This is a genomic window from Devosia subaequoris, assembly GCF_014197055.1.
Lineage (GTDB): Bacteria > Pseudomonadota > Alphaproteobacteria > Rhizobiales > Devosiaceae > Devosia > Devosia subaequoris.
Genome location: NZ_JACIEW010000003.1, coordinates 78445 through 102249 on the forward strand (window position 1 = coordinate 78445; position 23805 = coordinate 102249).

A 23805-nucleotide genomic window follows, 5' to 3' on the forward strand; every position below is an offset into this window, starting at 1 on the left:
CACTGTTCCCTGGGTGGCGCGCTAGCGTCCGCCGCGCCGTTCTTTTGCCCGCGGCAAAGGGGTTCGCGACGTGACAGGTTGATCGGCTCGCCAATCCGTGCAGACTGGCGAGCGAACGGCGCAAGAGTCTTCGATGCACTCCTGCGTTACGTAAATCAAATCGAGCATCGAAAGGGAGAACATCGTGACTTTTTCCAAGTTTGTTGCCAGCACCACCGCTTCAGCGGTCGCGGCCTTGATGCTTTGCGGCGCAGCTATGGCTCAGGAATATAGCTGGACGTTCCAGACCTCTGAAACCGCCGGTGAACCGGGGTTCATCAACAAGCAGAAATGGGCCGATAGCGTCACCGAGCTGTCCGGCGGCCGCATCGAGATCGAACTGCTGCCGATTGGCGCAGTGGTTCCGCATACCGATACGCTTGAAGCCGTCGGCGCCGGCATTCTTCAGGGCCACCTCACCGACCCGAGCTATTTTGCCGGCAAGGATCCCGCCTTTGCCATGATGGGCAATCTGGTGGGCGCCTGGAGTGACCCGTTCGAACTGCTCGGCTTCATGAAATCAGGCGGCGGCAACGAACTTTATGCCGAGCTGGTCGAGCCCTACGGCGTACAGTTGATCGGCACGGCCGCGACTGAGCCGGAAGCCTTCGTGGCCTCGATTCCCCTGCGTGGCGTGGAGGACCTTGAAGGTCTCAAGCTGCGCGCCCCCGAAGGCATGGTCTACGAAATCTTCTCCAAGGCCGGTGCCGCTCCTGTGGCTCTGCCGGGCTCCGAAGTGTTCACCGCGCTGGACAAGGGCGTGATCGACGCGGCCGACTACACCGTGTTCGCGGCCAATCAGGGCCAGGGCATGAACGACATTGCCAACTATCCGCTCTATCCCGGCTTCCACTCGCTGCCGCTGATCGACATCTCGATGAACAAGGAAACCTGGGACGGGCTGCCCGATGACCTCAAGGCCATCCTGCGCGCTTCTGTCGACCAGTTCATCTTCCAGCATGTCTATTCGGTGCGCCAGCAGGACGCCGAGGCAGTGGCCGAAGCCAAGCAGAACCCGGATATCGAGATCATCAACTGGTCCGGTGACGAACGCGCCAAGTTCCGCCGTATCGCTCAGGACGAGTGGCAGACCTGGGCCGAAAAGAGCGAAATGACCCAGCGCTACTACGACACCGTCATCGACTATCTCGAAGGCCGTAACCTGCTCTAGGCCGGTCGTCTGCAAAAAGAAATGCGCCCGGGGGAGAACTCCGCCGGGCGCAAATTTGTCGCCACAGGAGAGAATAGATGGCCGACGAGGTCGACATTCCGGCGGTCGCCGATGGGGGCGAAGCCGAGATCCGGTCCCCGCTTGACCGGGCGGTAGCCGGTATCAGCAAAGCACTGGCCTGGGCGATATTCCTCGCTTTTGCCGTGACGGTCTTCGAGGTGATCTCGCGCTATGTCTTTGATAGCCCCACCTTCTGGGCGCATGAGACGACCACTTTCCTGATCGCCGCGATCTTCCTTGTGGGCGGGCCGATCGCCCTGGCCCGCGACAAGCATATTCGCGTCCGCATGATTTACGACGCCGTATCCCCTAAGGGGCGGCGCATCCTCGACATTATCAACTCCCTGATTGCCATGGTCTTCTTCGCGGGCCTGGCTTATGCGGGCTGGATCATGTCCTGGAAGGCCACCCACACCCCGACCGGAGAATTCCGTCTTGAAGGCACGGGCACCTCGTGGAATCCGCCGACCCCAGCGCTGCTCAAGATGCTGGTGCTGGTCTGTGTCGTCCTGATGTTCGTGCAGACCCTACTGCATCTTATCGAAGCCATCCGCCGCGACGTGTCCACGCCGGCCAAGCCTGCCGGGGAGAAGTAACGATGGGCTTGAGCGCTCTTGGAATTGAATACGGCTCCTACATTCTTGTCGGCTGCATCTTCCTGCTGCTGCTGACCGGCCAGCCGCTCGCCTGGGTCACCGGGCTGGTCGCACTGGCTTTCACCTTTGGCTGGTTCGGCACCAACTCCCTGCCGCTCGTAACCTCGCGCATCTTCGGGTTCATCACCGAATATTCCCTGGTGGCCATCCCGATGTTCATTCTCATGGCGGCGATCCTCGACCGCTCCGGCATCGCCAAGGACCTGTTTAATGGCATGCGGGTGCTGGCCGGCCGTCTGCCCGGCGGCGTGGCAGTGCAGACCTTGATCGTGGCCATTCTCATGGCAGCGATGTCAGGCGTCATCGGCGGCGAGATCGTGCTGCTCGGCATTCTGGCGCTGCCGCAAATGCTGCGCCTGGGTTATGATCGCAGCCTCTCGATCGGCGTCGTCTGCGCCGGCGGTTCGCTCGGGACCATGATGCCGCCCTCGATCGTGCTGATCATCTATGGACTGGTCGCCAGCGTCTCCATTGCCGACCTGTTCGTTGCAGCCATCACCCCGGCCCTGCTGCTGCTGGCGTTCTACGTGGCCTATGTGCTGTTCATCTGCATTCGCAATCCGCAGATGGGCCCGCCCATGTCCAATGAAGAAATGGCCAAGGAGTCGGTTGGCAGCGCCCTCAAATCTGTCGCCGCACCGCTGTTTATCGTGCTGGTGGTGCTCGGCTCGATCTATGGCGGCATCGCCTCGATCACCGAAGCTGCGGCTCTGGGCGTCTCCGCCGTGCTGCTGGTCTCGCTGATCCGGCGCGAAATGACTTTCAAGATGCTGCAGGACAGTCTGGTCCACACCCTTGAAACCTGCGGCATGATCATCTGGATCGGTATTGCCGCTGCCGTGCTTGTCGGCGTCTACAACCTCATGGGCGGCAACCGCTTCGTTTCCGGAGCCATTCTCGGGCTCGACGCTCCGCCGGTGGTGCTCATCATGGTGATGATGCTGATCCTGCTGGTGCTGGGCATGTTCCTCGACTGGATCGGCATTGCCCTGCTGACCCTGCCGATCTTCGTGCCCATCGTCATCCAGCTTGGCTACGATCCGATCTGGTTCGGCATCCTGTTCGCGGTAAACATGCAGGTGTCATACCTGACTCCGCCCTTCGGACCCGCCGCCTTCTATCTCAAGAGCGTCGCGCCAAAGGAGATCACCCTCAAGCACATCTATACCGCGCTGCTGCCATTCATTGCCCTGCAGCTGGTGGTGCTCGGGACCATCCTCTTCTTCCCGCCCATCGCCACCTGGGCGATCAGCTAGCACAAGAAAAGAGCCGGGCATCGCCCGGCTCTTTTCATTTTCACCGCAGCAGCGGAAACACCGCCCTGACCTTGCCCTCGCGCAGCCACAGCGCCACCCACACCGCGACCCCGAGATAAATTGAAAACAGCGTGTGGCTGAACAGCGGATTATCCACCCGCAAATTTGCCGCCAGCGTCGCGCCCAGCAACCCCGTGGTCAGCACAGCCCCCAGCAACGCCGTGCGCGGAACGAGAAACAGCACTACACACACCACCTCGATTGCGCCGATCAGCACCATATATTTCACCGGCCATCCCACCACCATCATGGCATCGGTGGCCGCCTCGATCCCCAAAAACTTCGGCGCCGCCGACGCGACCGCTAGAAACAGCCCGATCAAAACGCTCAATACCCAGCCCGCAATCCTCATTTTCGTCCCCTGTAAAAACCCCGCAGCATCACGCTGCTCCTAAGCCAACGACGATGATGCAGCGGAAATTTCGACACGGCTACGGCATACCGCTTGCATTACCTATTAACTCTAGGCATTATACCTAGAGTTAATAGGTAATAGATTCATGCCCACTACGACCTCCCAATTTCTCAATGGCGTCCCCGAGCTCCTTGTCCTGCGCCTGCTGCGCGACAAGGAGATGTACGGATATGAACTGGTCGAAGCCATTCGCGCCGCGAGCAACGACAATCTCAGCTTCGCCGAAGGCGTCATCTATCCTGTCCTGCATTCCCTGGAGCGCGATGGCGCACTGTCTACCCGACGCCAGACAGTCAATGGTCGCAGCCGCGTCTATTATTCCGTCACCCCCACGGGCAAAGACCGGTTCAACGACCTGCTTGCCCATTGGCAACAGCTGCAAAGCACCATCGCAACGATTGTTAAGGCGCCCCACCATGCCTGACCGTCTGGAAATCATGCGTGAGGATCTGCTCAAGGCAGGGCTCTCGCCCGCTCATGTTCAACGCTATCTGCGCGAACTGGCCGAACACCGCGATGATATCGTCGCTTATCTGATCGCCGAAGGTGTCGCACCACAGGTCGCTCAGACAGAGGCGGATCGCCGCCTGGGCAGCAACGATGCCCTGCTGCTGCCCATGCTGGCCAATCGCCGCTTCCGCAGCCTGGCGGCGCGCTGGCCGGCTCTGGTCTATCTGGCAATCCCCGTGTGCTGCCAATTCGTGCTGCTGGCACTGGGACTATGCTTGCTCCTCCTCGCTACCGGCACGCCGCTCCGTGCAAGCGTCCTGGATCTCGGCAATGGTCTGAAACTCCTCTCCTATGCCGCACCGGTGCTCATTGGCATGTTGATGCTGGCTTTTGCCCATCGGCGCCGCGCCACAAACGCCTGGCCCATTGCCGGTGCCCTGTCGAGCGCTGTCCTGGCCGCCATGGTGAGCATCAGCGTGCTGCCCTCCCTGCCAGGCCAAGCTGGCGAAATCAGCGTCGCCGTCGGGTTCCCAAGCCTGCTGCCGCTTCTGATTACCGGCACGCTCGTCCTGCTCCCAGTCGCCATTCGCCGCTAACGGACCAATACAATGCTAAACCGCTTTAACGCGCTCGCCGCGCTGACTTTGCTCGCCCTGCCTCAGGCCCACGCCATCGACTATCGCCAAGTCAGTCGGGCCGACGGCACCACCGTTCACTACACGCTCGACACCCCCGCAGGTGACACCTCGGGCTTGCTCGTTCTCAGTCAAGGGTCCGGCTGCGCCCGCGCCGCCACCAGCCCCAACCTGGCCACCGTGCGGGCCGCTTTTCCAGACTATGCCGCCCTGATCGTGGAAAAGATCGGCATCACTCCAGACGTCGAAATTGCCGATCCGTTCAGCGACTGCCCGGCGCAGTTCTACGACAATTACACCGTCAGCCAGCGCGTCTCGGACTATCGCACCGTCCTCGATGCGTTGGCCGCAGATCCGGCCGTAAACAACGCCAATACGATACTATTCGGCGGTTCGGAGGGCGGCCTGGCCATGGCAATGCTGGCCGAACTGGTCCCTGTCAACGCGACGATCCTGCTCTCTACGGCCACCGGGGAAACCTTTGGCGACATGGTCCTGTCAACCGTACCACCCGAGGCACGGCAGCAGGTCCAGTCCGGCTTTGAAATGGCGCGCAATAATCCGCAAAGTTCGGAACGTCTCGGCGGCTCGACCTACCGTTTCTGGGCCGACGGTCTGGACCTGCGCCCACTCGACCATATGCAAAGAGCGACCGCTCCCATTCTGCTCATTCAGGGCGGTCTGGACGGATCCGCGCCCGTTGCGGCGTCTCGCACTACCCTGGCCGCCTTCGCCGAACAGGGACTTTGTAACCTCACCTATTGGGAATTTCCGGCTCTCGACCACGGCCTCACCGACCCGACGGGCACATCGCATCTCCCGGCCATTGCCAGATTGGCCGCCGCCTGGACGCAAGCACCCATTCCCGCCTGCTGAACGGACCAGCGACGGGCCGGCGCAAGGCCAACGCCCTGGTCCAATTGTCGGGTTTCTCTACCCCTGACCAGCACGAATAGCGTCAGGTCGCGCGGCCATTCGCGCGGCCTGCAAGGCGGCATCAGCAATCGTCGGCACTTGCCGTTCGCACAAGCGGCCTGCTACGGCACAGGCAACCCCACGCCACCGCCGACAGGACCCCCGATGATTCCCTGGCAAAAACTTGGCGAGACCACCATGCCCGGCGGTGGCCCGATGACGCTGATGCAGCGCGGCACCGAATTCTCCGTCATGTCCGGTACTGTTACGCTGATGAACAGCCGCATGAGCAATTCCGAAGAACAGCTCGCTACTATCTCCGCCTCCCGCCTCGGATCGCGCCCCGGAGCGCGCATCCTCATCGGTGGCCTGGGCCTCGGCTTTACCCTGCGTGCGGCCCTCAAGTGCTTTGCAGCCGACAGCGAAATAACCGTTGCCGAACTTGTTCCCGAAATCGTGGAATGGGCGCGTGGGCCCCTCCAGCCACTGCATGGCGACAGCCTCGACGATCCCCGCGTCCGCATTCACCTCGGCGATGTGTCGACGGCCATCACCGCCGCAAAACCCTTCGACGCCATCCTGCTCGATGTCGACAACGGCCCTGACGGCCTGTTCCGACCCGCCAATGACCGGCTCTACAATGCCGCTGGCCTCGCTGCCGCCAAGGCCGCCGTGACACCGGGCGGCCACCTGGCCATCTGGTCCTCCCATCCCGACGAGCGCTTCACCAGACGTCTGAGGCAAACCGGCATGCAGGTGGATCAAGTCACTGTCCGCGCCCGCGACAACGGCAAGGGCGACCGCCACACCCTCTGGTTCGCCACCAAACCGGGCCGCTGACGGGCCCAGGCGCCTGAGGACTGCTGCCCGCCACGGTTCGCGCCTTCTCGACTATGCGACCATGGCCGGCGCGGCGGTCGAGCTATCGATCAGCGCCATCAACGCCGCCACCTCCGCAGCCTCATATGGCAAGGGTTGTTGTCCCGCCGGGGATCTGGCCGCAGCCATCAAACGCCTTGCCGACGCCTCGGGACTGCTGAAGAGGAAGCGAAACAGTCTGAAGGGCAGCGGCAGGGCCGGTGACGTCGCCATTCCGGTCTTTGTCGGGGCCAGATCAACCACGTGCAGGCCAATATCGTCCTCGGCATAGCGGTCGCGCAGCGCGGAAAACGCCACCGTAACCGCCTGCTTGGATTGCGCATAGGCGGTCATCCCGCCTTGACCGGCACTCTGCGCCGTCTCGGTCGAGATGAGCTTGCGCGCCATTTTGCGCGCGGCAGACCCGGCGACCACCACCTGCCCTTCCGCCGCCCGCAATGGGCTGCGCAACAGCCGCACCAGCAGCAGCGGGGCGATGCAGTTGACCGCAAAATGCATTTCCAGCCCATCGGCAGACACCTGCCCTCTATCGGACAGCGCTCCGGCGACCAGATAGGCCTCATCGATTGCGTCATGTGCTGCGCCGATCTGCTGCGCTGCCGCCCGTATCGCGTCCTGATCGGCAAAGTCGGCCTGATACATGTCGATTGTCGCGTCGGGAAAACGCTGCAGCAGCGACTCGACCTGCGATTGCGTCTTGATCATGTCGCGATTGAGCAGAACCAGGTCGTGCCCGTTCTGCAACAATTGCCGGCACAGCGCCTGCCCGATGCCTGAAGTGGAGCCGGTCACCAGCGACAGTGTTCGTGTCATATCACATTCCTTGAGTGTATATTCCATGGATTATAATCGCGCGCAGAAGATCTCGCTTGGCGCGAGCTCAGCCGCGCAGTCGATCAAGTAGATCCGCCAGGGTTTCGGCTTCCGCGGCGGTCAGGCGCGACCAGACGGCTTCTTCCGCCGTCAGGGCCTGCTGCGCCCGCTCACAGGCGTCACGGCCCTGCGGCGTCAGTTGAATACGCACCACCCGTTGATCGTCACTTTGACGGACCTTGGCGATGTGCCCCTTGTCCATCAGCTTGTTCAGCAGGCGCGAAATATTGGAGTTCGGGTCCGTCATGCCCTCGCGCAGTTCGCCAACGGTCAGCCCCTCGTCCCCCTTTGCAACCAGCATGGACAGGACGCGCACCTGTTGCGCGCTCAGATCATGGGGGCGCAGCCGGATATCAAAGACGCTCTCCAGCCAGCCGGCAGTTCGAAACAGGCTGACGCTGGCACGGCGGTGGGCGGAAGGAAGCTTTACGGTCATACGCATCGTTTATAGTCCATGGATTATAAGGTCAAGGTTTGAAACTATTGCGGCTACCCCGTTCCCATTTCGTTCGCACCGTGTTACCAGACGTGATCCATTTCCCTGCTGACATTGCGTGACAGAGCCCCCATCTATGGGTTCATCTGTCTACCCTCCTGTTGCTGATCTCGTGAGCGCCATGGCCCCCAAATCCACACGCCCCGGCAAAGCCGAATTCTCCATCGATGAGTTCTTCGCCGAAATCGAGAAGGCCGAGGACATCCAGGCCAGCAAGCCGCTTTACGCCGAGCGGATGAAGAACAAACGCGCGCTCGATCGCGCCGAGGCGGCGGAAAAGGCGGCGGCCGAGCCTAAAACCGCCCTCGAAAAGCGCCGCACCACCAAGTCGAGCCACGACACCGCCACCGGCATGTCGAAACGCACCAGCAAGACCAAGATCAACTCGGTCGACCGCGTCGATTTCGATGGCATGGGCGAAGCCCCGCAGGCCGGCTTCGGCCATGTGCCGAAGTCGTCGCGTAGCGCGACCAACGGAGACCGGCCCCTCACTGCCCGCGAAATCTCCCGCACCGCCGCCGCCGATCCCGAGGCCCAGGGCAAGATCCGCGAAGCGCTCGACGCTTCGGTGAAAAAGAACAAGGCCCGCAAGAACGAGGACGTGTCCGGCGCCGGCGTCGGCGTCACCGCGACCGTGAAAGCGCTCGAACAGATCATCCTGCATGGCCGCAAGGAGGTGGAAGGCTCCGCCCCCTGGGTGCCGCATCGCCCCGACCGCCCGGCCAGGTCCGGCGACAGCCGCCCCTTCCGCCTCAACACCGATTACGAGCCGCGCGGCGACCAGCCCACCGCCATTGCCGAGCTGGTCGAAGGCGTCGAGAACGGCGAAACCGACCAGGTGCTGCTCGGCGTCACCGGCTCGGGCAAGACCTTCACCGCCGCCCAGGTCATCGCCCGCACCCAGCGTCCGGCGCTGATCCTGGCGCCCAACAAGACCCTGGCGGCCCAGCTCTATTCCGAGTTCAAGGGCTTCTTCCCCGACAACGCGGTCGAATATTTCGTTTCCTACTACGACTACTACCAGCCCGAGGCCTACGTCCCGCGCACCGATACCTATATCGAGAAGGAATCGACCATCAACGAGCAGATCGACCGCATGCGCCACTCGGCCACGCGCGCGATCCTCGAGCGCAATGACGTCATCATCGTCGCCTCGGTCTCCTGTATTTACGGCATTGGCTCGGTGGAAGACTACACCGCCATGACCATCGACGTGCAGAAGGGCCAGCAGATCGACCAGCGCCAGCTGCTCGCCAAGCTGGTGGCCCTGCAATACAAGCGCGGCGATACCGGCTTCGTGCGCGGCACCTTCCGGGTGCGCGGCGATACCGTCGAAATCTTCCCGGCCCACTATGAAGCCGCCGCCTGGCGCGTTTCGCTGTTCGGCAACGAGATCGAATCCATCGTCGAGTTCGATCCGCTGACCGGCAAGAAGAGCGCCGACCTCACCTTCATCCGCGTCTACGCCAATTCCCACCACGTGACGCCGCGCACCACCATGAACCAGGCGATCAAGCTGATCCGCTCCGAGCTCGCTGCGCGCCTGCAGGAGCTCAACGGCGCCGGCCGCTTCCTCGAGGCCCAGCGCCTCGAACAGCGCACCATGTTCGATCTGGAAATGATGGAAGCCACCGGCTCATGCGCCGGCATCGAGAACTATTCGCGCTACTTTTCCGGCCGCAAGCCCGGCGAGCCGCCCCCGACCCTGTTCGAATATCTCCCCGACAACGCCCTGGTCTTTGTCGACGAAAGCCACGTCACCATCGGCCAGCTCGGCGCCATGTATCGCGGCGATTTGCGGCGCAAGGCGACCCTGGCCGAATACGGCTTCCGCCTGCCCAGTTGCATGGACAACCGCCCCCTCCGCTTTGAGGAGTGGAACGCCATGCGCCCGCAATCGGTCTATGTCTCGGCCACCCCCGGCTCCTGGGAAATGGACCAGACCGGCGGCGTCTTTGCCGAACAGGTCATCCGCCCCACCGGGCTGATCGATCCCCCGGTCGAGATCCGCCCCGCCACCCATCAGGTCGACGACGTCATCGACGAGATCCGCCAGACCATCAAGGCCGGCTACCGGACCCTGTGCACCGTCCTCACCAAGAAAATGGCCGAGGACCTCACCGAATACATGCACGAACAGGGCATTCGCGTGCGCTACATGCACTCCGATGTCGACACCATCGAGCGCATCGAGATTATTCGCGATCTTCGTCTTGGGGCTTTCGATGTCCTTGTGGGGATCAACCTCCTCCGCGAAGGCCTCGACATCCCCGAATGCGGCCTCGTCGCCATTCTCGACGCCGACAAGGAAGGTTTTTTGCGCTCCGAAACCTCTCTCATCCAGACCATCGGCCGCGCCGCGCGCAATGTCGACGGCAAGGTGATCCTATATGCCGACCGCACCACCGGCTCCATGGAACGCGCCCTGGCCGAAACCAACCGCCGCCGCGAAAAACAGATCGCCTACAACACCGAACACGGCATCACGCCCCAAAGCGTCAAGGCCCGCATCAACGACATCGTCGATAGCGTCTACGAAAAAGACCACGTCACCGTCAGCATCGGCAAAGGCAAGGACGGCAAGGAAAAGACCGTCACCGGCGACAATCTCGCGACCGTCATCAAGGACCTCGAACGCGAAATGCGCGAGGCCGCGACGAATTTGGAATTCGAGAAAGCCGCCCGCCTCCGCGACGAAGTCAAACGCCTACGTGAAATGGAGTTGGATACGTTGGAAGGCGAGGTCTCCTAGTCACCTCGCCCCTCCGGGAAGAGGTCGGCGCGCACAGCGCCAAGTGGGTGCAGCCGGCTCCGAGATGCTGTCGAATTTCCGTGAGGCAATTAAACCGTGGGCCACAAGGCACTTTTTGTCGTGAAGAATTGCACTTACGCCGATATCATCTAGGCCGAACTTGCGCTAGCATGCCTGGCAATTCGAAGGTTACCCTAGCCTTATCATGAGGGAATATGACTTCAGTACCGCCCCTCACCTTCGTCTATCGAAACCATCGAGGCGTTACGGACAGGCGTCGCGTTAGGCCACTTCGTGTGGAATATAAGACCTCGGAATGGCACGTTGGCGAACAGTGGATACTCGTAGCATACGACCTGGATAAGCAGGCCGAGCGCGACTTTGCGATGATCGATATCATTGACTTGTCTCCGGACGGTCAGCGCACGCAATCATGAGTTCATATCTAGATATAGCTCAAGCTATTTTGGACCTTGAAAAAAAACCGATGTCAGCGCGCCAAATTATGAGGCGCGCGTTTGAGTTTCGGTTAGTTCCAAGTGGCTTGTACGGTCGTACCCAGCATAAGACGCTCCAAGCACGGCTGAGCGAGGACATTCTACTTCGGAAGGATCGGAGTGATTTTTTCCGCACAAAGCCAGGACAATTCTTCCTACGAAAGTACATCACTGACGCTACGTTACCAGTAAGCTACCGGACGCCCATAGCAGCGCGCAGACGTGTAAGAGAGCTGGTTAATGGCCGCGTACTTACTTTCCGGCGCAGCGATGTAGACGAATTACTCGGACAGAGCGACACAAGCACAGCAAAGGAATTCTTAGGAAGCTCGATAGGCCAAAAGTTTTTGTACCGACATTTTTCGACGATCCCGGAGGATGAAGTAGCCGTCTGGTCCCTAGCCGTGATGATGCGCGACCAGAGCGTTCTAGGTTACAGAATTGGCCGATATCGAGACGGCCGTGATGACTTTCAGTTGAAAAGGACGTTTGTATTCTCGTCAGCAGTGACGGAAGAGGACTTGAACTTGTTCAACTTCAACGACCTTGGGATCGTAGACAGCGCGGTAACAGCCATAGCAACAGACCTTGATATTCCTGTTGGTCAGGATGACAACCTTAATAACGTGTTTGAAGCGCAATTAGACACTGTCTTATACGATCATGGACGCCATAGCGCGCTTATAATGTTGGTAAAGATTGACTGCCCCGAATGGTTTGAACCAACTAGCCGAAGGCTTTCTCTCAACAACTTGCACTGGATTGATTTGAGCCAGAAGATCAATAATGTTGCAGATTTTGACCCGTGGTCTCAAAGGATTCTGCATACGTTGCAATCAACATACTAGCGGAAGGCGACCGGGGGGCCGTGCGCAATTTCAACACTCTTGAGATAAACTACAGTCGGCACGAACTAGAGTCTGGCGACGCCAGACGTCAGAAACTAGCGCTTCAACAGCTCAGCAGGGCGTCTAAGGCGGGCTTCCGAGTTCCGCCGAACCTAGCCTATGGCTTCTTTCATCTAGTTGGTAGCTTGGTGCTGACCAGTTCTGACGTAAAGGTCGTTAGGTGGTCTCTCAATTACCTCGCCCTAGCCGGACCTCGCAATATTTCTATCCCCACCGCAAATCTGGCTATTTCAAAATGGGATAAGCAACCGGATGTAATTGGTTCCGCCGCTGCGCTGTTAGTAAAGCACGATCCAGTTCAGTTCGCAAAAATTCTCTCTGGAGGAAATTTCTCTCGCGAATTACTGGTACTCTCTGCCCTCAGAACCGCAAATATATCGCTGGCGGGACCTGCAGATATAAAAATTGATATAAATATTGCCGACCCTGAAGTTCTGAAGGTAGCTTTATTAGCAGTGGGGCTAAAGAAAGCACCACCAAATGTTTTTGATCCAAAATTTAGTAATAGAGAAATAGTACGCGCACTCGGATCACATGACGACCCAATTGTCTCTCAGTACTCTGTATGGGCGATTGCAGAGAATGACGACCTATCGCTGTCCGATTTGGGAGTGTCATTGAATGATATCGAACAATTGCCGACCAACGTACAGGGTTGGGTTTATCGACTGTTCGGATCGGACGTGACAGGCCACCGCCTACGCCACGACATGATCGCTCAAGGGTCGGCCTGCCCGGAGTTGGAGGTTCGACGAGAATTAGCAACGGGTCTTCGCGACAATTACTACGACGGCCTGGATACAGTCGTCAGACAGTGGTATTTCGACGAAGCCGAAGAAGAAGTAAGGTTACTTCTGCTTGAACATATGTCAAATCTATCAGAAAATTGTCCATACTATAAAGATCTTGCACTTGAGATCTATGCGGCAGAAAACAAGGGCTCATTAGTAAGAGAACGGATGGAGCTGGCAGCTAGCAGAACTCCATTGTACGGTGAGTTCCAGCGGCTCTTGGCAGAAACTGATGCACCCCTTCTCAACTACTCGGAGGTGAATTTCGTGACGAACAACAACATTAAGAATGTTCAGGCTGGCGCATTTTCTGTGAGTGGCACCGCCACAAACAACGGGAACTTTAACAACCTGCTGTCCCAAGAAATGGCAACGAAGGCCATCGAATATCTCGACATGGCTGCTGAGACAGTTGAAAATCTGCCAGTGAATGCCGCCACTAAAACTCAGGCTCAAAAAGCGATCGCCGAAGCCAAAGACAATCCCACGAAAGAGCGCCTTGGTGTGGTTGCCAGCTCCTTAAAGTCTATTGAGGGCATGTTGGGCTCGGTGGCCGGCTCCGGTGAACATGTAGTGAAAATAGCGGGTTACGCAGCGCTTATTCTGGCGCTTTTGTAGGGAACCCGTCGAAGGTGACTGGCCCGGTGTACAGGTAGGAAGCGTGCCTTCGACGCGCCTTATGACATTGCAAAGCTCCGCGCCCAGCGCGCCGCCGTAGTCGGGCTGGCCGACGAGGAATATGGGCTCGAAATCCTCAACGTGGGCGGTACCTGACGCGGAGCGCATCGCGCAGATAGTGGCGAAGCGCGGGGTGCGGTACTAGGAAAGGCACCCCCACCCGGCCTCCCCCTGAAGAAGGGGGAGGAGAAGGGGCCGAGCCTTTGCCGAAGATCGCGCCTCACCTCGATGCGCTCCTCCCTATCAGGGCTCCGACCCGTCCCGAAGGGCCAATGGCTCCAGTGGAGCCATTCGAGGCGAGGAGGCTGGGTGGGGGTATCCAAGAAAAAGCGGTCAAGCCCAAGGGTAACGATCGGGAAAAGTGCAAAATCTTATCCCCGCCCCCTGCCCCGCCCCTATCCTCCCCCCATCCCCGCCGTTACGCGACCCCCACGCAGGGTCGGGTGGGGAGGCCGGGAAGAGGGGCGCCTCTTTACGCGGGTAGAAGCTCGGCAGCCGGACCTGCAATAACGGTACCGCCTGAATCCGGACCCGTGGAAAATCCGTGTTTCCGTAGCGGGCGGCCTTTGGCTCCCATTGTAGTAAACAGGATAGAGCCCAAGGCCGCCCGTTACCGTAGCCCCAAGGGGCAAGTGCAAGCGCAAGCCGCAAGGCCGGGCGCTTATCCCCACTGGCGGCGCCGGGCGTAGACTGTCTCCACCACCCACAGGAGACACAGATGAGCCCTACCCCGCCCCTCGGCCCCCGCGCCCTTGCCAGCTATCGCCGCCTCGAGATTGAAGTCACCGCCCTCCAGACGGCGCTGCATTCGAGCCGTCTCACCGGCCCGGTCACCGCGCCCACCGTCGACGCGCTGGAAGCCGTCCGCCGCCGCGCCAACAAGCTGTTCTGCCGCCACGCCGAACTCCCCTTTTTCCCGCCGCTGGCCTATAGCGGGCCGCTCTCGCAGACCGATCTCGCCGTCCACGTGCATCGCCTCGCCGCCGCCGCGCGCCAGTTCGGCGCATACCATGCCGACCAATTGGGAGAAGAGGATTGGGACGCGATTGACGATCCGGCCGGCGACTGAGCCGCGCCCGTGCGGCAAGATGTCATGAACTCGCCACAGCCTGCGCGCATGGAGAGGACAACACAAATGGAGGCCGCCATGCGCCCCTTTCATGCAATGATCCTCGCCGCGCTCGCCGCCCTCGCCCTCAGCGCGCCGGCCCAGGCGCTGACCATCACCGCCCGTGTCACCGGCGGCAATATTGCCGTGCATGAGGGGCCCGATGCGCGCTTTGCCATTATCGGCCAGCTGCGCGACGGCCAGGAAATCCCGGTCGATTATTGCACCCAGACCGACAGCGACAGCCGTTCCGGCTCATGGATCGGCGATGCCGGCCACACCCTCTGGCCCAACGGCGCCACCACCTGGTGCCGCATTCCCGATTATGGCTGGGTCCAGCGCAGCTATCTCACCGGCCGGGGCCTCGTCAACGTCACCCCGCCCGATTTCGTCGGGCCGGGGTGGTAGCTTCGCAGGCGGTGTGCGCAGCACATGAAAGGCTCCGGTGGAGCCTTTCAAGCCAAGAAGGCCATGAGAGCTTGGAGCGCCCCATAGGGGCAAATCTCTCCGGTGGAGAGATTTGAGCGAACAAGGCTCGAATGGCGGTCAAAGCCACCCGCCCAGCTCGCGCCGCACCATGGCTTCGATCTGGTCCATGCTGCCCGGCGAGGCATTGAGGCACGGGATATAGGCAAACTTCTCCCCGCCCGCCTCAAGGAAGGTATCCTTGCCGCCCATGGCGATCTCTTCCAGCGTCTCGATGCAGTCGGCATGGAAGGCCGGAGCCAGAATGGCCACCTTCTTGATCCCCTTGCCCGGCAGCGCTTCGAGCGTCTTGTCGGTATAGGGCTGCAGCCATTCGGTCGGCCCGAACCGGCTCTGGAAGGTGACCATCAGCTTGTCCGCGTCCCAGCCGAGATACTCGCGCACCAGCCGCGTGGTCTTGAAGCACTGGCAGTGGTACGGGTCGCCCTTTTGCAGATACTCCACCGGCATGCCGTGATAGGAGGTGATCACTAGGTCGGGCTCGAAATCGAGCTTGGCCACCCCGTCGCGGATCGAATTGCCCAGCGCCGCGATATAATCGGGGTCCTCGAAATAGGCCGGCGCCGTGCGCACTGCCGGCTGCCAGCGCATATGCTTGAGCGCCTCGAACGCCTTGTCATTGGCCGTCGCCGTGGTGGTCGCCGAATATTGCGGATAAAGCGGCACCAGCAGGATCTTCTGGCACCCGGCCGACTGCAGCTTTTCCAGCACCGAGCGGGTCGAGGGATTGCCATAGCGCATGGCAAAATCCACCACGATATCCTCGCCCTTGAGCCGCTGTGCTAGACTTTCCGTCTGCTCTCTGGTGATCACCCGCAGCGGGCTCTCATCCTTCTCCTTGTCCCAGATCTGGGCATAGGCATGCCCGCTCTTTTGCGGACGGAAGGAGAGGATGACGAAATTGAGGATCGGCCACCACAGCCATTTGGGCGTTTCGATCACCCGCGGGTCGGAGAGAAACTCCTTGAGATAGCGCCGCACGCTCCAGTAATCGGTGCCGTCTGGCGTCCCGAGATTGAGCAGCAGCACCCCAATCTTCTGCTTGGGCACGGGCGGGTGGTTCGGTGGAAGATGCGAGGACATCGGGGGCCAGTTTGGAAATGTTCCAGAATTGGCCGCACCATACGCATTTCGCTCCCCGGCGCAAAGCGGCTATGGGTCGCGCTGACTGCAGTGATCCGGCTTAGACACTGGCCATCAGCAACAGCACGCCAAAGCCGAGCACGCTCAGCGCACCCACCAGTTCCGCCCACCAGACGATCACGCCGGCCAGGGCGCTGTCCGCCCCGCCAATGCGCGCCGCCAGTCCCTTGGCCGTCACCGCCAGCGTCGCCAATGTCGCCACGGTTATCGCCGTGCCCAGCCCCATCAGCAGCGCCGCCGCAATGCCCGCCGCCAGCAATCCCTGCGACAGTGCAAACACCAGCACCACCAGCGCCCCCGAACAGGGCCGTAATCCCACCGCCAGCACCACGCCCAGCTGCTCCCGCCAATTGCCGCGGATATCACCTGGTGCAATCGCATGATGCATACTGTGCCCATGCTCATGGTGGTCATGATGGTGGTGGTCATGGTGCTGATGGCCGTCGTGGTCGTGAGAGTGGCCCCAACCAAAAATCTTGCGCAGCACCAGCCATGCACCCAGCAGCGCCACCATGGCATAGGAAACCACGCCTACCCAATGCGCCGCATCGCCCAGCGCCGTGCTGGTCAGGTTCAAGGCGCCCGCCAGCACCAACACAAAGCCGATGGCCACCAGGGACTGCAACAGGGCCGACAGCCCGCTCAGTGCAATCCCGCGCCGCAACTGGCTCTCATTGGCCAGCACATAGGACGAGATCACCACCTTGCCATGCCCCGGCCCGGCCGCATGGAATATGCCATAAAGAAAGCTCAGCCCGCCCAGCACCCAGAACGCGGTCCAGTCCGTGCGCAGCGCATCGAGTGAAGCGGTCAGCGCCGCATAAAATTCCCGCTGCTGGTTCTGTAGCCAGCCGAAAAACCCGCTGCGCGGCAGGTTGATCCCCACCTCCGGCGGCGGCCCGCCGAATGGAGCAGCCGGCCGGGCTCGGGCCACATCCTCGGTCGCCTCCAGCGCCGTTGTCGCCACCGCGGCCGCACCGCACGACACCACGACCTGCCCCTGGGTTCCGCGCATGGCAGCAGCCAGGTCGGGCGGCAGTTCCAGCACTTCGGGCCCCAGCGAATAGAGCCGCTCCTCCACCTCTGGCGGCATCGGCTTTGGCGGCTCGAGACGCACGGCGCAATCGCCCGGCGCATTCTCCAGCGTCACGTCGGCAGCGTCGTTCACCGTAATGGCCACGTAATATTCGGGATCATAGATCCCCAACTCAAACCGCTCGCCAACCGGCTGCGGGTCAATGGCCGAGATGGAGTAGCCCAGCGTGACGCGATTGTTCTCGTAAACCATGCGCTGGTCGCCGACGGCCACAAAGTCCATCTCATCGCCGGCGTAGGTGTAAAAACCATAGTCGGCCAGCCCGAGCATATTCTCGTCCGCCAGCTCCTGCATTTCGGCCGAACTGACTGTGCCATCACCATCAGAATCGAGCCCTTGCACCATCCACACCGAAAACGCCGTGTCGAAAGTCCAGCTATGGTGCAGCCCGGCCACGCGCCCCTGATCATCAAACCGGATCGTAGCCTTGGCATCGATCATGATGTGAGGATGGGCGACCACCGGTTGCGCAAAAAACACTGCTGCCAGTGCGGCCAGAACCGCCTGCCCCCAACGACCCGACAAAGCAAAACCCCTAATGGATGGGATGGGTGGCGAACCACTCCACCAGATGATCGATCAACGCCCGCACCTTGCCTGCCAGATGCCGCCGATGCGGATAAACGGCCTGCAAGGTCTGCCCGGTCGGCAGGAAATCGGCCAGCACTGGCACCAGCTCGCCCTTCTGCACGCTCGGCTCGGCCAGATAGGACGGCAATACGACAAAACCGAGGCCCATGGTCGCCGCGGTCCGCGCCGCCAGCGGCGAATTGACCCGCAACGGGCCATTTATCGGCACCGAAAGCGTCTTGCCCTCTTCGGTGAACCGCCAGTTCGACTGCCCCTGCAGGTTCACATCGACTATGCAGGGCAGATGCCGCAGATCTTCGGGATGCTTGGGCGTTCCGACCTGATCGATCAGCCGCGGCGCACCGCCGACCACCACATGCATATCGGCAATCTTGCGCGCGATCAGCGAGGAGTCGGCCAGGGTCGAAATGCGCAATGCGACATCGATCCCTTCATCGACCAGATCGACATAGCGATCCTCCAGTCGCAGGTCGAGTGTCACCTTGGGAAACTTCTTCAGATACGCAAAGATCGCCGGCGCCAGCGTGCTTTCGCCGAAATTGCGCGGGGCCGAAACGCGCAAGAGGCCCCGCGGCTCGGCCGTCTGATCGGCGATATTGGCATCGAGTTCATCGAGCTGCTGCAACAGCCCCGAAGCCTCGCGATAATACGCTTCCCCGGCCTCGGTCAGGCTCAGCTTGCGCGTCGTGCGGTTCATCAGCCGGACGCCCAGATAATCCTCGAGATCGGTAACATATTTGCTCAAGAGCGCCTTGGAACGCCCATGCTGCCGTGCGGCGGCGGAAAATCCGCCCGCATCGAAGACCTGCACAAAGGCGCGGATGCGGGAAAGGTCCTGCGACATGGGACGTGTCCGTTCACTCGGAGATGGTCAATGGACGCATAACTCATCTGCGTGGGGTGAACAATAACGCCCCTTGGTCGTTGAGCGATTAACGATAGGATAGATGCCCAATCGACGGCGACAAGGAGATCGGATTATTTTCCCGCCTATGGCCAGACCTTCCTCCCGCTCCGCGCTCTACCGGCTCATCGAAGCCGGCCAACTCGCGCACAAGGCGCTGCTCTTGCCGCTGGTCGAGAAAGGTCTCGAGCCGGGCGACGATGCCATATTATTCGTGCTGGGCCGTGCAGGGATAACTGAGGCAGACCTGGCCCACGAACTCGGGCTCACCACCGACATGCTCGCCACAAGGCTTGAGCGCCTCGCCAGTCGCGATTTCATCACCCGCCAGGCCGTTGGCCCGGAGCTCGAACCGGGTCTGGCCCTCACCGAGCGCGGACTGCGCATCCGCAATGTCCTTGCCGATCACTGGGCTCAGCTCGAAGAGGCGCTGATGGGTGAGCTCAAGACCAAACAGCGCAAGAAATTCTCCGACGCTCTGGGGCGCTTCGTCGATCTGCTGCGCCTCTGACGGCGCGCTCTGGTCTGTTATCCGTTCAGCTTGGGTTCAGGGGCAATGGGTTTGGATGGCATCCAGGCTTGATCGCCTCCCTTTTTGGAAGGAGTCCCAGTATGACCTTCAAGACCAAACTGATCGCCGCGGGCATCGCTACTATGGCCGTCATGGCCACCAGCGTGGCCGCCTTCGCCGCTCCCGCTGTCGCGACTGGCAATGTGAACGTGCGCACTGGCCCGAGCACCGGCTATCGCGTCATCGACACGCTGCGGCGCGGAGAACACGTGGACATCCAGTATTGCCGAGGCAGTTGGTGCTTTGTCGAAAAGCGCGGCCCCGATGGCTGGGTTTCGGCCAATTATCTGCGCAGCGGACGTCCCGGCTGGGGCAATGATTGGGATGACGACTATTGGGAACGCCCGCGTCCCCCGCGTTGGGATCGTCCCCACTATCCGCGTCGGCCGCACTGGAACCCGCGCCCACCGCGCCCGCAACCCATCTATCCGAGCCATCCAAGTGCCAGCATGTGCTTCAATGGTCCCAACGGCTATTTCTGTATCGGCACCTGATCCCGCATCAACGAACACTAGCGCCGCCCTCATCCGGGGCGGCGTTTGCATGCTGGTTTACTCCACCATCAACCGGTCGATCTCAATGCCGCGTTTTTCCAGTGGCGCCCGCATCCGCCGCGTCAGAAACTCACTGGTGCCATAGGTCACTATGGCGCCAATGGCAGCGACCGCGCCAAAAGCCAGCCATCCCTCCTCGTTGCCGACGACCGAAGCAATCAGCAGCGTCGCAATGCCCATGCCGAAAATGATCCATTGCTTGCGCTGCTCGGCAATCTTGAGGTTGCGCGCGCCCGAATGGAGCAGATCGCGCAATTCCATGTCGGTCATGGCCGCCAACTCGGGCGAACGGCGCTCCCGCCGAATGGTCTCGATATAGGCATCCACCCGCCGCATGGTCAGCGCATCGCGCTTGTCGCTCTGTCGCCCGCGCGTCAACATCGTCCAGCCGCCGCCAAGCAGCAACAGCACCAGAGCAATTTCGATAAGCCAGATCATTGCGGGCCTCCTTGGCTGAAGACATGCCCTCTCAACTGGCCAAGTGCAAGACCAGAGCCCTGAGCGAAAAAGCGAAATTGACTTCCGCACGTTCTTGCCCAATCGCGTCATCCGGCGCTCGCGCAAAAGAAAGCCCCGCAGCAACTGCTGCGGGGCGTCAATGCGTGTTGCAAAAATTCAGGCCCTGGCCATGGCCGACTTGATAATGCCGGCAATCGCGGTCAGCAGGCCGCCACCGACCAGGCCGGTCGCGCCCTGTCCTGCCAGGGCACCAAAATGCAGCCCGCCTGCCGTTCCTGCCGCGCCGGCGGCTGCACCCACCAGCGCATCAAGGCCCGGTATCATGCCGGCCAACCAGGTTCCGGCGAGTCCGCCAATGGCTCCAACGATAGAATTGCCTGCAGTGCCGAGATTGAGCTGTTTCGCCAATTGCCCGATGACATTGCCGCCGGCACCGCCAGCGATCAGTTGCACCAGGATAGGCACGATGACTTCCATGCAGATCCCCCTCTGTGATTGCGCAGAGCCTCCCGCCCTGCAACACAATCACGCTACGCCTGTTCTGAATTCGGGCAAAGTTTAAACCCTGCTGCCAGAGTTTGACCTGAAGCCACTTTACCGCCACGGCACGACACTTGACCGATTGATGAGCCCAGCCTTCCCCCCTATGGTCCGCCCGATGTCCAGTTCACCATTTTCCGTCCCGAATCAGGATCAGGCGGTCGCTCTTGTGACCGGCGCCGGCGACCGCATCGGTGCCGCCATCGCCACCACCTTGGCGGATTCGGGTCACACCGTGATCATCCATTTCCGCTCTGACCGGGCCGGCGCCAGCGCCGTGCGCGACCGCATCGTCGAGGCTGGTGGACGCGCCGAAATTATCCAGGCCGATCTGGCCAATCGCGACGAGCGCGCAGCCCTGGTCGAGAAAGCCGCCGGCCTGTTCGGCCCACTGACCCTGCTGGTCAACAACGCTTCGGCCTTTGAGCCAGACAGCGCCAGGGATGTCGAGGAAACCCTGTGGGACACACATTTCGCGGTGCACGCCGAAGCCCCGGTATTTCTCGCCCGCGATTTTGCCGCGCAATTGCCCGATGGTATTGAGGGCAACATCATCAACCTTGTCGATGAGCGCGTGCTGCAGCCCAGCCCGGCATTCTTCAGCTATTTCCTGTCCAAATCCGTGCTTTGGACCGCTACGCAGACCCTGGCGCAGTCGCTGGCGCCGGCCATTCGTGTCAACGCCATTGGCCCCGGCCCGGTGCTGCCCAATGCACATCAGACCAAGGCCGACTTCGAACAATCGGTGGCCAGCCTGCCGCTGGAGCGCAATGCCGGCCCCGAAGCCATTGCCCAGGGCGTTTTGGCCATCCTCTCAATGCGATCCTTTACCGGCCAGATGCTGGCCCTTGATGGCGGCCAGCATTTGAGCTTCCCCGCCCGCCGGGGCCCCACCCCACGACCATGACCGACGGTTCCGCCACCCCTGCCCCGCCGCCCTCCGGCCCGGAGGTAATCCGCGCTTTTGTCCGCACACTGCCGGCAGCTCCGGGCGTCTATCGCATGCTCGATGCCGATGGGGCCGTCATCTATGTCGGCAAGGCGCGGAGCCTGAAATCCCGCGTGACCAATTACACGCGCCCCGAGGGCCTGCCGGTGCGTATTCAGCGCATGATTGCGGCCACGGTCTCGATGGAATTCGTTCGCACCGAGACTGAATCCGAAGCCCTGCTGCTTGAAGCCAATCTCATCAAGCGCTTGCGTCCCCGCTTCAACGTGCTGCTGCGCGACGACAAGAGCTTTCCCTATATCCTGATTACTGGCGATCACGAGGCGCCCGAACTGACCAAGCATCGCGGCTCGCGGCGTCGCAAGGGGCACTACTTCGGCCCCTTTGCCTCGGCCGTCGCTGTCAGCCGCACCATTGCCAGCCTGCAAAAGGCCTTCCTGCTGCGCAATTGCTCGGACAGTTTCTACGCCGCCCGCACCCGCCCGTGCCTGCAATATCAGATCAAGCGCTGTGCCGGCCCCTGCACTCGCGAGATCAGCCTCGAAGGCTATGCCGAGCTGGTGGAGGACGCCCGCCAGTTCCTCTCCGGCAAATCCGACGCGGTGCGCAACCACCTGCAAGCCGATATGAACAAGGCTGCTGAGGATCTCGATTTCGAGCGCGCCGCCCTCATCCGCGACCGTCTGTCAGCCCTGGCGCTCATCCAGTCGCAGGGCGATGCCACCGCGCGTTCCGTCGAAGAAGCAGATGTCTTCGCCATCCACCATGAAGGCGGCCAGTTCTGCGTGCAGGTCTTCTTCTTCCGCGCCTTCCAGAACTGGGGCAACCACGCTTTCCGCCCTAAGGCCGATGTCAGCCTGACCGACGCCGAAGTGCTCGAAGCCTTCATCGTCCAGTTCTACGAAGATCGCACGCCGCCAAAACTGGTCCTGCTCAGCCACGACATGGCTGAACCCGCTCTGATCGAGGAGGCGCTGACCTCCCGCGCCGGCCGCAAGGTGCGCATCGAAACCCCGCAGCGCGGCGAGAAGCGCGATCTGGTCAATCACGCTCTCAACAATGCCCGTGAGGCCCTGGGCCGCCAATTGGCCGAAGGCGCCTCCAACCGGACCCTGCTCGAGGGCGTTGCCGAAACCTTCGGCCTTGAGCAAACCCCGCGCCGCATCGAGGTTTACGACAATTCCCACATCTCCGGCACCAATGCCGTCGGCGGCATGATTGTCGCGGGTGAAGAAGGCTTTTCCAAAAAGCACTACCGGACCTTCAATATCAAATCGACCGACATCACCCCCGGCGACGACTTCGGCATGATGCGCGAAGTGCTCACCCGCCGCTTTTCCCGCCTGGCCAGCGAAAGCGAGACCGACGCCGAGGACGAGAATACCGGCATGCCCGATTGGCCCGACGTGGTGTTCATCGACGGTGGCGCCGGTCAGCTCAACGCGGTGCGCGAGGTCATCGCCGAGCTCAACCTGCCCCGCGAAGTCGTCTTCATTGGCATTGCCAAGGGCGAAGAGCGCGATGCCGGTCGGGAAAAATTCTTCATCGAGGGCCGCGACGCCTTCATGCTGCCGCATCGCGATCCGGTGCTCTATTATGTCCAGCGTCTGCGCGACGAAGCCCACCGCTTTGCCATCGGCACCCACCGCGCCCGCCGCAAGAAAGACGTGGTCAAGAACCCGCTCGATGAAATCGACGGCATCGGCCCCGCCCGCAAACGCGCTCTGCTCAACCACTTCGGCTCCGCCAAAGCCGTCTCCCGCGCTTCACTCACCGATCTCGAAGCCGTACCGACGATCTCGAAGGCCATGGCACATTTGATCTACGACCACTTCAACCGGACCTGAACGCCCGCCAGCGAGCGCTTCAGGGG

At 61.3% G+C, this 23805-nt stretch carries 24 protein-coding genes and 1 pseudogene; 17 read left to right on the plus strand and 8 right to left on the minus strand.

The features are described 5' to 3' along the window. The first annotated feature begins 184 nt into the window (after positions 1-184). The 3 genes from GGR20_RS07135 (at position 185) to GGR20_RS07145 (ending at position 3182) form a co-directional block, all read left to right on the plus strand. Positions 185-1210: a TRAP transporter substrate-binding protein DctP gene (locus GGR20_RS07135; RefSeq protein ID WP_210283113.1), complete on the plus strand. Its 1026-nt coding sequence runs from the start codon at positions 185-187 to the stop codon at positions 1208-1210. A 77-nt stretch (positions 1211-1287) separates the two neighbouring features. Continuing rightward, entirely contained in the window at positions 1288-1866 is a 579-nt protein-coding gene (locus GGR20_RS07140; RefSeq protein ID WP_183310565.1) for a TRAP transporter small permease subunit, read from the plus strand. A 2-nt stretch (positions 1867-1868) separates the two neighbouring features. Then, a complete protein-coding gene (locus tag GGR20_RS07145; RefSeq protein WP_183310566.1) occupies positions 1869-3182 on the plus strand; it encodes a TRAP transporter large permease in 1314 nt (437 codons plus the stop codon). 40 nt (positions 3183-3222) lie between these two features. Here the strand turns inward: GGR20_RS07145 and GGR20_RS07150 are convergent, their stop codons facing one another. Beyond that, positions 3223-3594, minus strand: a complete 372-nt coding sequence (locus tag GGR20_RS07150) for a DoxX family protein (RefSeq protein ID WP_183310567.1) — start codon at positions 3592-3594, stop codon at positions 3223-3225. A gap of 148 nt (positions 3595-3742) precedes the next feature. Here GGR20_RS07150 and GGR20_RS07155 point away from each other — a divergent pair, with 148 nt between their 5' ends. From GGR20_RS07155 to GGR20_RS07170, 4 genes are all read left to right on the plus strand, one after another. After that, complete coding sequence (locus tag GGR20_RS07155; protein WP_183310568.1) at positions 3743-4081, plus strand: PadR family transcriptional regulator; 339 nt, start codon at positions 3743-3745, stop codon at positions 4079-4081. Continuing rightward, positions 4074-4703, plus strand: coding sequence for a hypothetical protein (locus tag GGR20_RS07160; RefSeq protein ID WP_183310569.1), 630 nt, complete (start codon positions 4074-4076; stop codon positions 4701-4703). Before GGR20_RS07155 ends, GGR20_RS07160 begins: the two co-directional genes overlap by 8 nt. 12 nt (positions 4704-4715) lie before the next feature. Beyond that, positions 4716-5618 (plus strand): alpha/beta hydrolase family protein, encoded by a 903-nt coding sequence (locus GGR20_RS07165; protein WP_183310570.1) that lies wholly within the window; start codon positions 4716-4718, stop codon positions 5616-5618. Between the two features lie 204 nt (positions 5619-5822). Then, entirely contained in the window at positions 5823-6497 is a 675-nt protein-coding gene (locus tag GGR20_RS07170; RefSeq protein WP_183310571.1) for a spermidine synthase, read from the plus strand. Positions 6498-6548: 51 nt separating this feature from the next. On the opposite strand, the gene GGR20_RS07175 is transcribed toward GGR20_RS07170, so the two are convergent. Together GGR20_RS07175 and GGR20_RS07180 are read right to left on the minus strand one after the other, a co-directional pair. After that, positions 6549-7349 carry an SDR family NAD(P)-dependent oxidoreductase gene (locus tag GGR20_RS07175; protein ID WP_183310572.1) on the minus strand — a complete coding sequence of 267 codons (801 nt, stop codon included), beginning with the start codon at positions 7347-7349 and terminating at the stop codon, positions 6549-6551. 67 nt (positions 7350-7416) lie between these two features. Then, a complete protein-coding gene (locus tag GGR20_RS07180; protein WP_183310573.1) occupies positions 7417-7851 on the minus strand; it encodes a MarR family winged helix-turn-helix transcriptional regulator in 435 nt (144 codons plus the stop codon). A gap of 673 nt (positions 7852-8524) precedes the next feature. Here GGR20_RS07180 and uvrB point away from each other — a divergent pair. The 6 genes and pseudogenes from uvrB to GGR20_RS07205 form a co-directional block, all read left to right on the plus strand. Further along, positions 8525-10630, plus strand: a pseudogene (uvrB, locus tag GGR20_RS07185) (excinuclease ABC subunit UvrB); the annotation flags it as partial. A gap of 242 nt (positions 10631-10872) precedes the next feature. Beyond that, entirely contained in the window at positions 10873-11094 is a 222-nt protein-coding gene (locus GGR20_RS19235) for a WYL domain-containing protein (protein ID WP_420827434.1), read from the plus strand. Beyond that, positions 11091-12002 (plus strand): HTH domain-containing protein, encoded by a 912-nt coding sequence (locus tag GGR20_RS07190; RefSeq protein WP_183310574.1) that lies wholly within the window; start codon positions 11091-11093, stop codon positions 12000-12002. The genes GGR20_RS19235 and GGR20_RS07190 overlap by 4 nt, the downstream gene beginning before the upstream one ends. Positions 12003-12022: 20 nt before the next feature. Further along, the gene (locus GGR20_RS07195) at positions 12023-13471 is read left to right on the plus strand and encodes a hypothetical protein (protein WP_183310575.1); all 1449 of its coding nucleotides are present in this window, start codon (positions 12023-12025) and stop codon (positions 13469-13471) included. Positions 13472-14249: 778 nt separating this feature from the next. Then, positions 14250-14600: a hypothetical protein gene (locus GGR20_RS07200; RefSeq protein ID WP_183310576.1), complete on the plus strand. Its 351-nt coding sequence runs from the start codon at positions 14250-14252 to the stop codon at positions 14598-14600. Between the two features lie 78 nt (positions 14601-14678). Next, positions 14679-15047 carry an SH3 domain-containing protein gene (locus GGR20_RS07205; RefSeq protein ID WP_183310577.1) on the plus strand — a complete coding sequence of 123 codons (369 nt, stop codon included), beginning with the start codon at positions 14679-14681 and terminating at the stop codon, positions 15045-15047. A 138-nt stretch (positions 15048-15185) separates the two neighbouring features. Here GGR20_RS07205 and hemH read toward each other — a convergent pair whose 3' ends face one another. From hemH to GGR20_RS07220, 3 genes are all read right to left on the minus strand, one after another. Next, positions 15186-16208 (minus strand): ferrochelatase, encoded by a 1023-nt coding sequence (gene hemH, locus GGR20_RS07210; RefSeq protein WP_183310578.1) that lies wholly within the window; start codon positions 16206-16208, stop codon positions 15186-15188. Positions 16209-16308: 100 nt separating this feature from the next. Further along, positions 16309-17889, minus strand: a complete 1581-nt coding sequence (locus tag GGR20_RS07215; RefSeq protein ID WP_183310579.1) for a HoxN/HupN/NixA family nickel/cobalt transporter — start codon at positions 17887-17889, stop codon at positions 16309-16311. A gap of 10 nt (positions 17890-17899) precedes the next feature. Beyond that, a complete protein-coding gene (locus tag GGR20_RS07220) occupies positions 17900-18799 on the minus strand; it encodes a LysR family transcriptional regulator (RefSeq protein ID WP_183310580.1) in 900 nt (299 codons plus the stop codon). A 148-nt stretch (positions 18800-18947) separates the two neighbouring features. Here GGR20_RS07220 and GGR20_RS07225 point away from each other — a divergent pair, with 148 nt between their 5' ends. Then, positions 18948-19370 carry a winged helix DNA-binding protein gene (locus GGR20_RS07225; RefSeq protein ID WP_183310581.1) on the plus strand — a complete coding sequence of 141 codons (423 nt, stop codon included), beginning with the start codon at positions 18948-18950 and terminating at the stop codon, positions 19368-19370. A gap of 101 nt (positions 19371-19471) precedes the next feature. Beyond that, on the plus strand, positions 19472-19924 hold the full coding sequence (locus GGR20_RS07230) for an SH3 domain-containing protein (protein WP_183310582.1): 453 nt from the start codon (positions 19472-19474) through the stop codon (positions 19922-19924). A 57-nt stretch (positions 19925-19981) separates the two neighbouring features. Here GGR20_RS07230 and GGR20_RS07235 read toward each other — a convergent pair whose 3' ends face one another. Beyond that, positions 19982-20422 (minus strand): hypothetical protein, encoded by a 441-nt coding sequence (locus tag GGR20_RS07235; protein WP_183310583.1) that lies wholly within the window; start codon positions 20420-20422, stop codon positions 19982-19984. A 177-nt stretch (positions 20423-20599) separates the two neighbouring features. After that, entirely contained in the window at positions 20600-20920 is a 321-nt protein-coding gene (locus tag GGR20_RS07240; RefSeq protein ID WP_183310584.1) for a hypothetical protein, read from the minus strand. Positions 20921-21101: 181 nt separating this feature from the next. Here GGR20_RS07240 and GGR20_RS07245 point away from each other — a divergent pair, with 181 nt between their 5' ends. Both GGR20_RS07245 and uvrC read left to right on the plus strand, forming a co-directional pair. Beyond that, positions 21102-21890: an SDR family oxidoreductase gene (locus GGR20_RS07245; protein WP_183310585.1), complete on the plus strand. Its 789-nt coding sequence runs from the start codon at positions 21102-21104 to the stop codon at positions 21888-21890. Next, positions 21887-23779 carry an excinuclease ABC subunit UvrC gene (uvrC, locus tag GGR20_RS07250; protein WP_183310586.1) on the plus strand — a complete coding sequence of 631 codons (1893 nt, stop codon included), beginning with the start codon at positions 21887-21889 and terminating at the stop codon, positions 23777-23779. Before GGR20_RS07245 ends, uvrC begins: the two co-directional genes overlap by 4 nt. Positions 23780-23805: the final 26 nt, after the last annotated feature.

Coding starts and splice junctions, on each gene's coding strand:
- GGR20_RS19235 (WP_420827434.1), top strand. CDS start 10,873: ATGACTTCAGTACCGCCCCTCACCTTCGTCTATCGAAACCATCGAGGC.
- GGR20_RS07180 (WP_183310573.1), bottom strand. CDS start 7,851: ATGCGTATGACCGTAAAGCTTCCTTCCGCCCACCGCCGTGCCAGCGTC.
- GGR20_RS07235 (WP_183310583.1), bottom strand. CDS start 20,422: ATGATCTGGCTTATCGAAATTGCTCTGGTGCTGTTGCTGCTTGGCGGC.
- GGR20_RS07245 (WP_183310585.1), top strand. CDS start 21,102: ATGTCCAGTTCACCATTTTCCGTCCCGAATCAGGATCAGGCGGTCGCT.
- GGR20_RS07165 (WP_183310570.1), top strand. CDS start 4,716: ATGCTAAACCGCTTTAACGCGCTCGCCGCGCTGACTTTGCTCGCCCTG.
- GGR20_RS07160 (WP_183310569.1), top strand. CDS start 4,074: ATGCCTGACCGTCTGGAAATCATGCGTGAGGATCTGCTCAAGGCAGGG.
- hemH (WP_183310578.1), bottom strand. CDS start 16,208: ATGTCCTCGCATCTTCCACCGAACCACCCGCCCGTGCCCAAGCAGAAG.
- GGR20_RS07155 (WP_183310568.1), top strand. CDS start 3,743: ATGCCCACTACGACCTCCCAATTTCTCAATGGCGTCCCCGAGCTCCTT.
- GGR20_RS07190 (WP_183310574.1), top strand. CDS start 11,091: ATGAGTTCATATCTAGATATAGCTCAAGCTATTTTGGACCTTGAAAAA.
- GGR20_RS07140 (WP_183310565.1), top strand. CDS start 1,288: ATGGCCGACGAGGTCGACATTCCGGCGGTCGCCGATGGGGGCGAAGCC.
- GGR20_RS07200 (WP_183310576.1), top strand. CDS start 14,250: ATGAGCCCTACCCCGCCCCTCGGCCCCCGCGCCCTTGCCAGCTATCGC.
- GGR20_RS07170 (WP_183310571.1), top strand. CDS start 5,823: ATGATTCCCTGGCAAAAACTTGGCGAGACCACCATGCCCGGCGGTGGC.
- GGR20_RS07240 (WP_183310584.1), bottom strand. CDS start 20,920: ATGGAAGTCATCGTGCCTATCCTGGTGCAACTGATCGCTGGCGGTGCC.
- GGR20_RS07145 (WP_183310566.1), top strand. CDS start 1,869: ATGGGCTTGAGCGCTCTTGGAATTGAATACGGCTCCTACATTCTTGTC.
- GGR20_RS07150 (WP_183310567.1), bottom strand. CDS start 3,594: ATGAGGATTGCGGGCTGGGTATTGAGCGTTTTGATCGGGCTGTTTCTA.
- GGR20_RS07220 (WP_183310580.1), bottom strand. CDS start 18,799: ATGTCGCAGGACCTTTCCCGCATCCGCGCCTTTGTGCAGGTCTTCGAT.
- uvrC (WP_183310586.1), top strand. CDS start 21,887: ATGACCGACGGTTCCGCCACCCCTGCCCCGCCGCCCTCCGGCCCGGAG.
- GGR20_RS07205 (WP_183310577.1), top strand. CDS start 14,679: ATGCGCCCCTTTCATGCAATGATCCTCGCCGCGCTCGCCGCCCTCGCC.
- GGR20_RS07175 (WP_183310572.1), bottom strand. CDS start 7,349: ATGACACGAACACTGTCGCTGGTGACCGGCTCCACTTCAGGCATCGGG.
- GGR20_RS07230 (WP_183310582.1), top strand. CDS start 19,472: ATGACCTTCAAGACCAAACTGATCGCCGCGGGCATCGCTACTATGGCC.
- GGR20_RS07225 (WP_183310581.1), top strand. CDS start 18,948: ATGGCCAGACCTTCCTCCCGCTCCGCGCTCTACCGGCTCATCGAAGCC.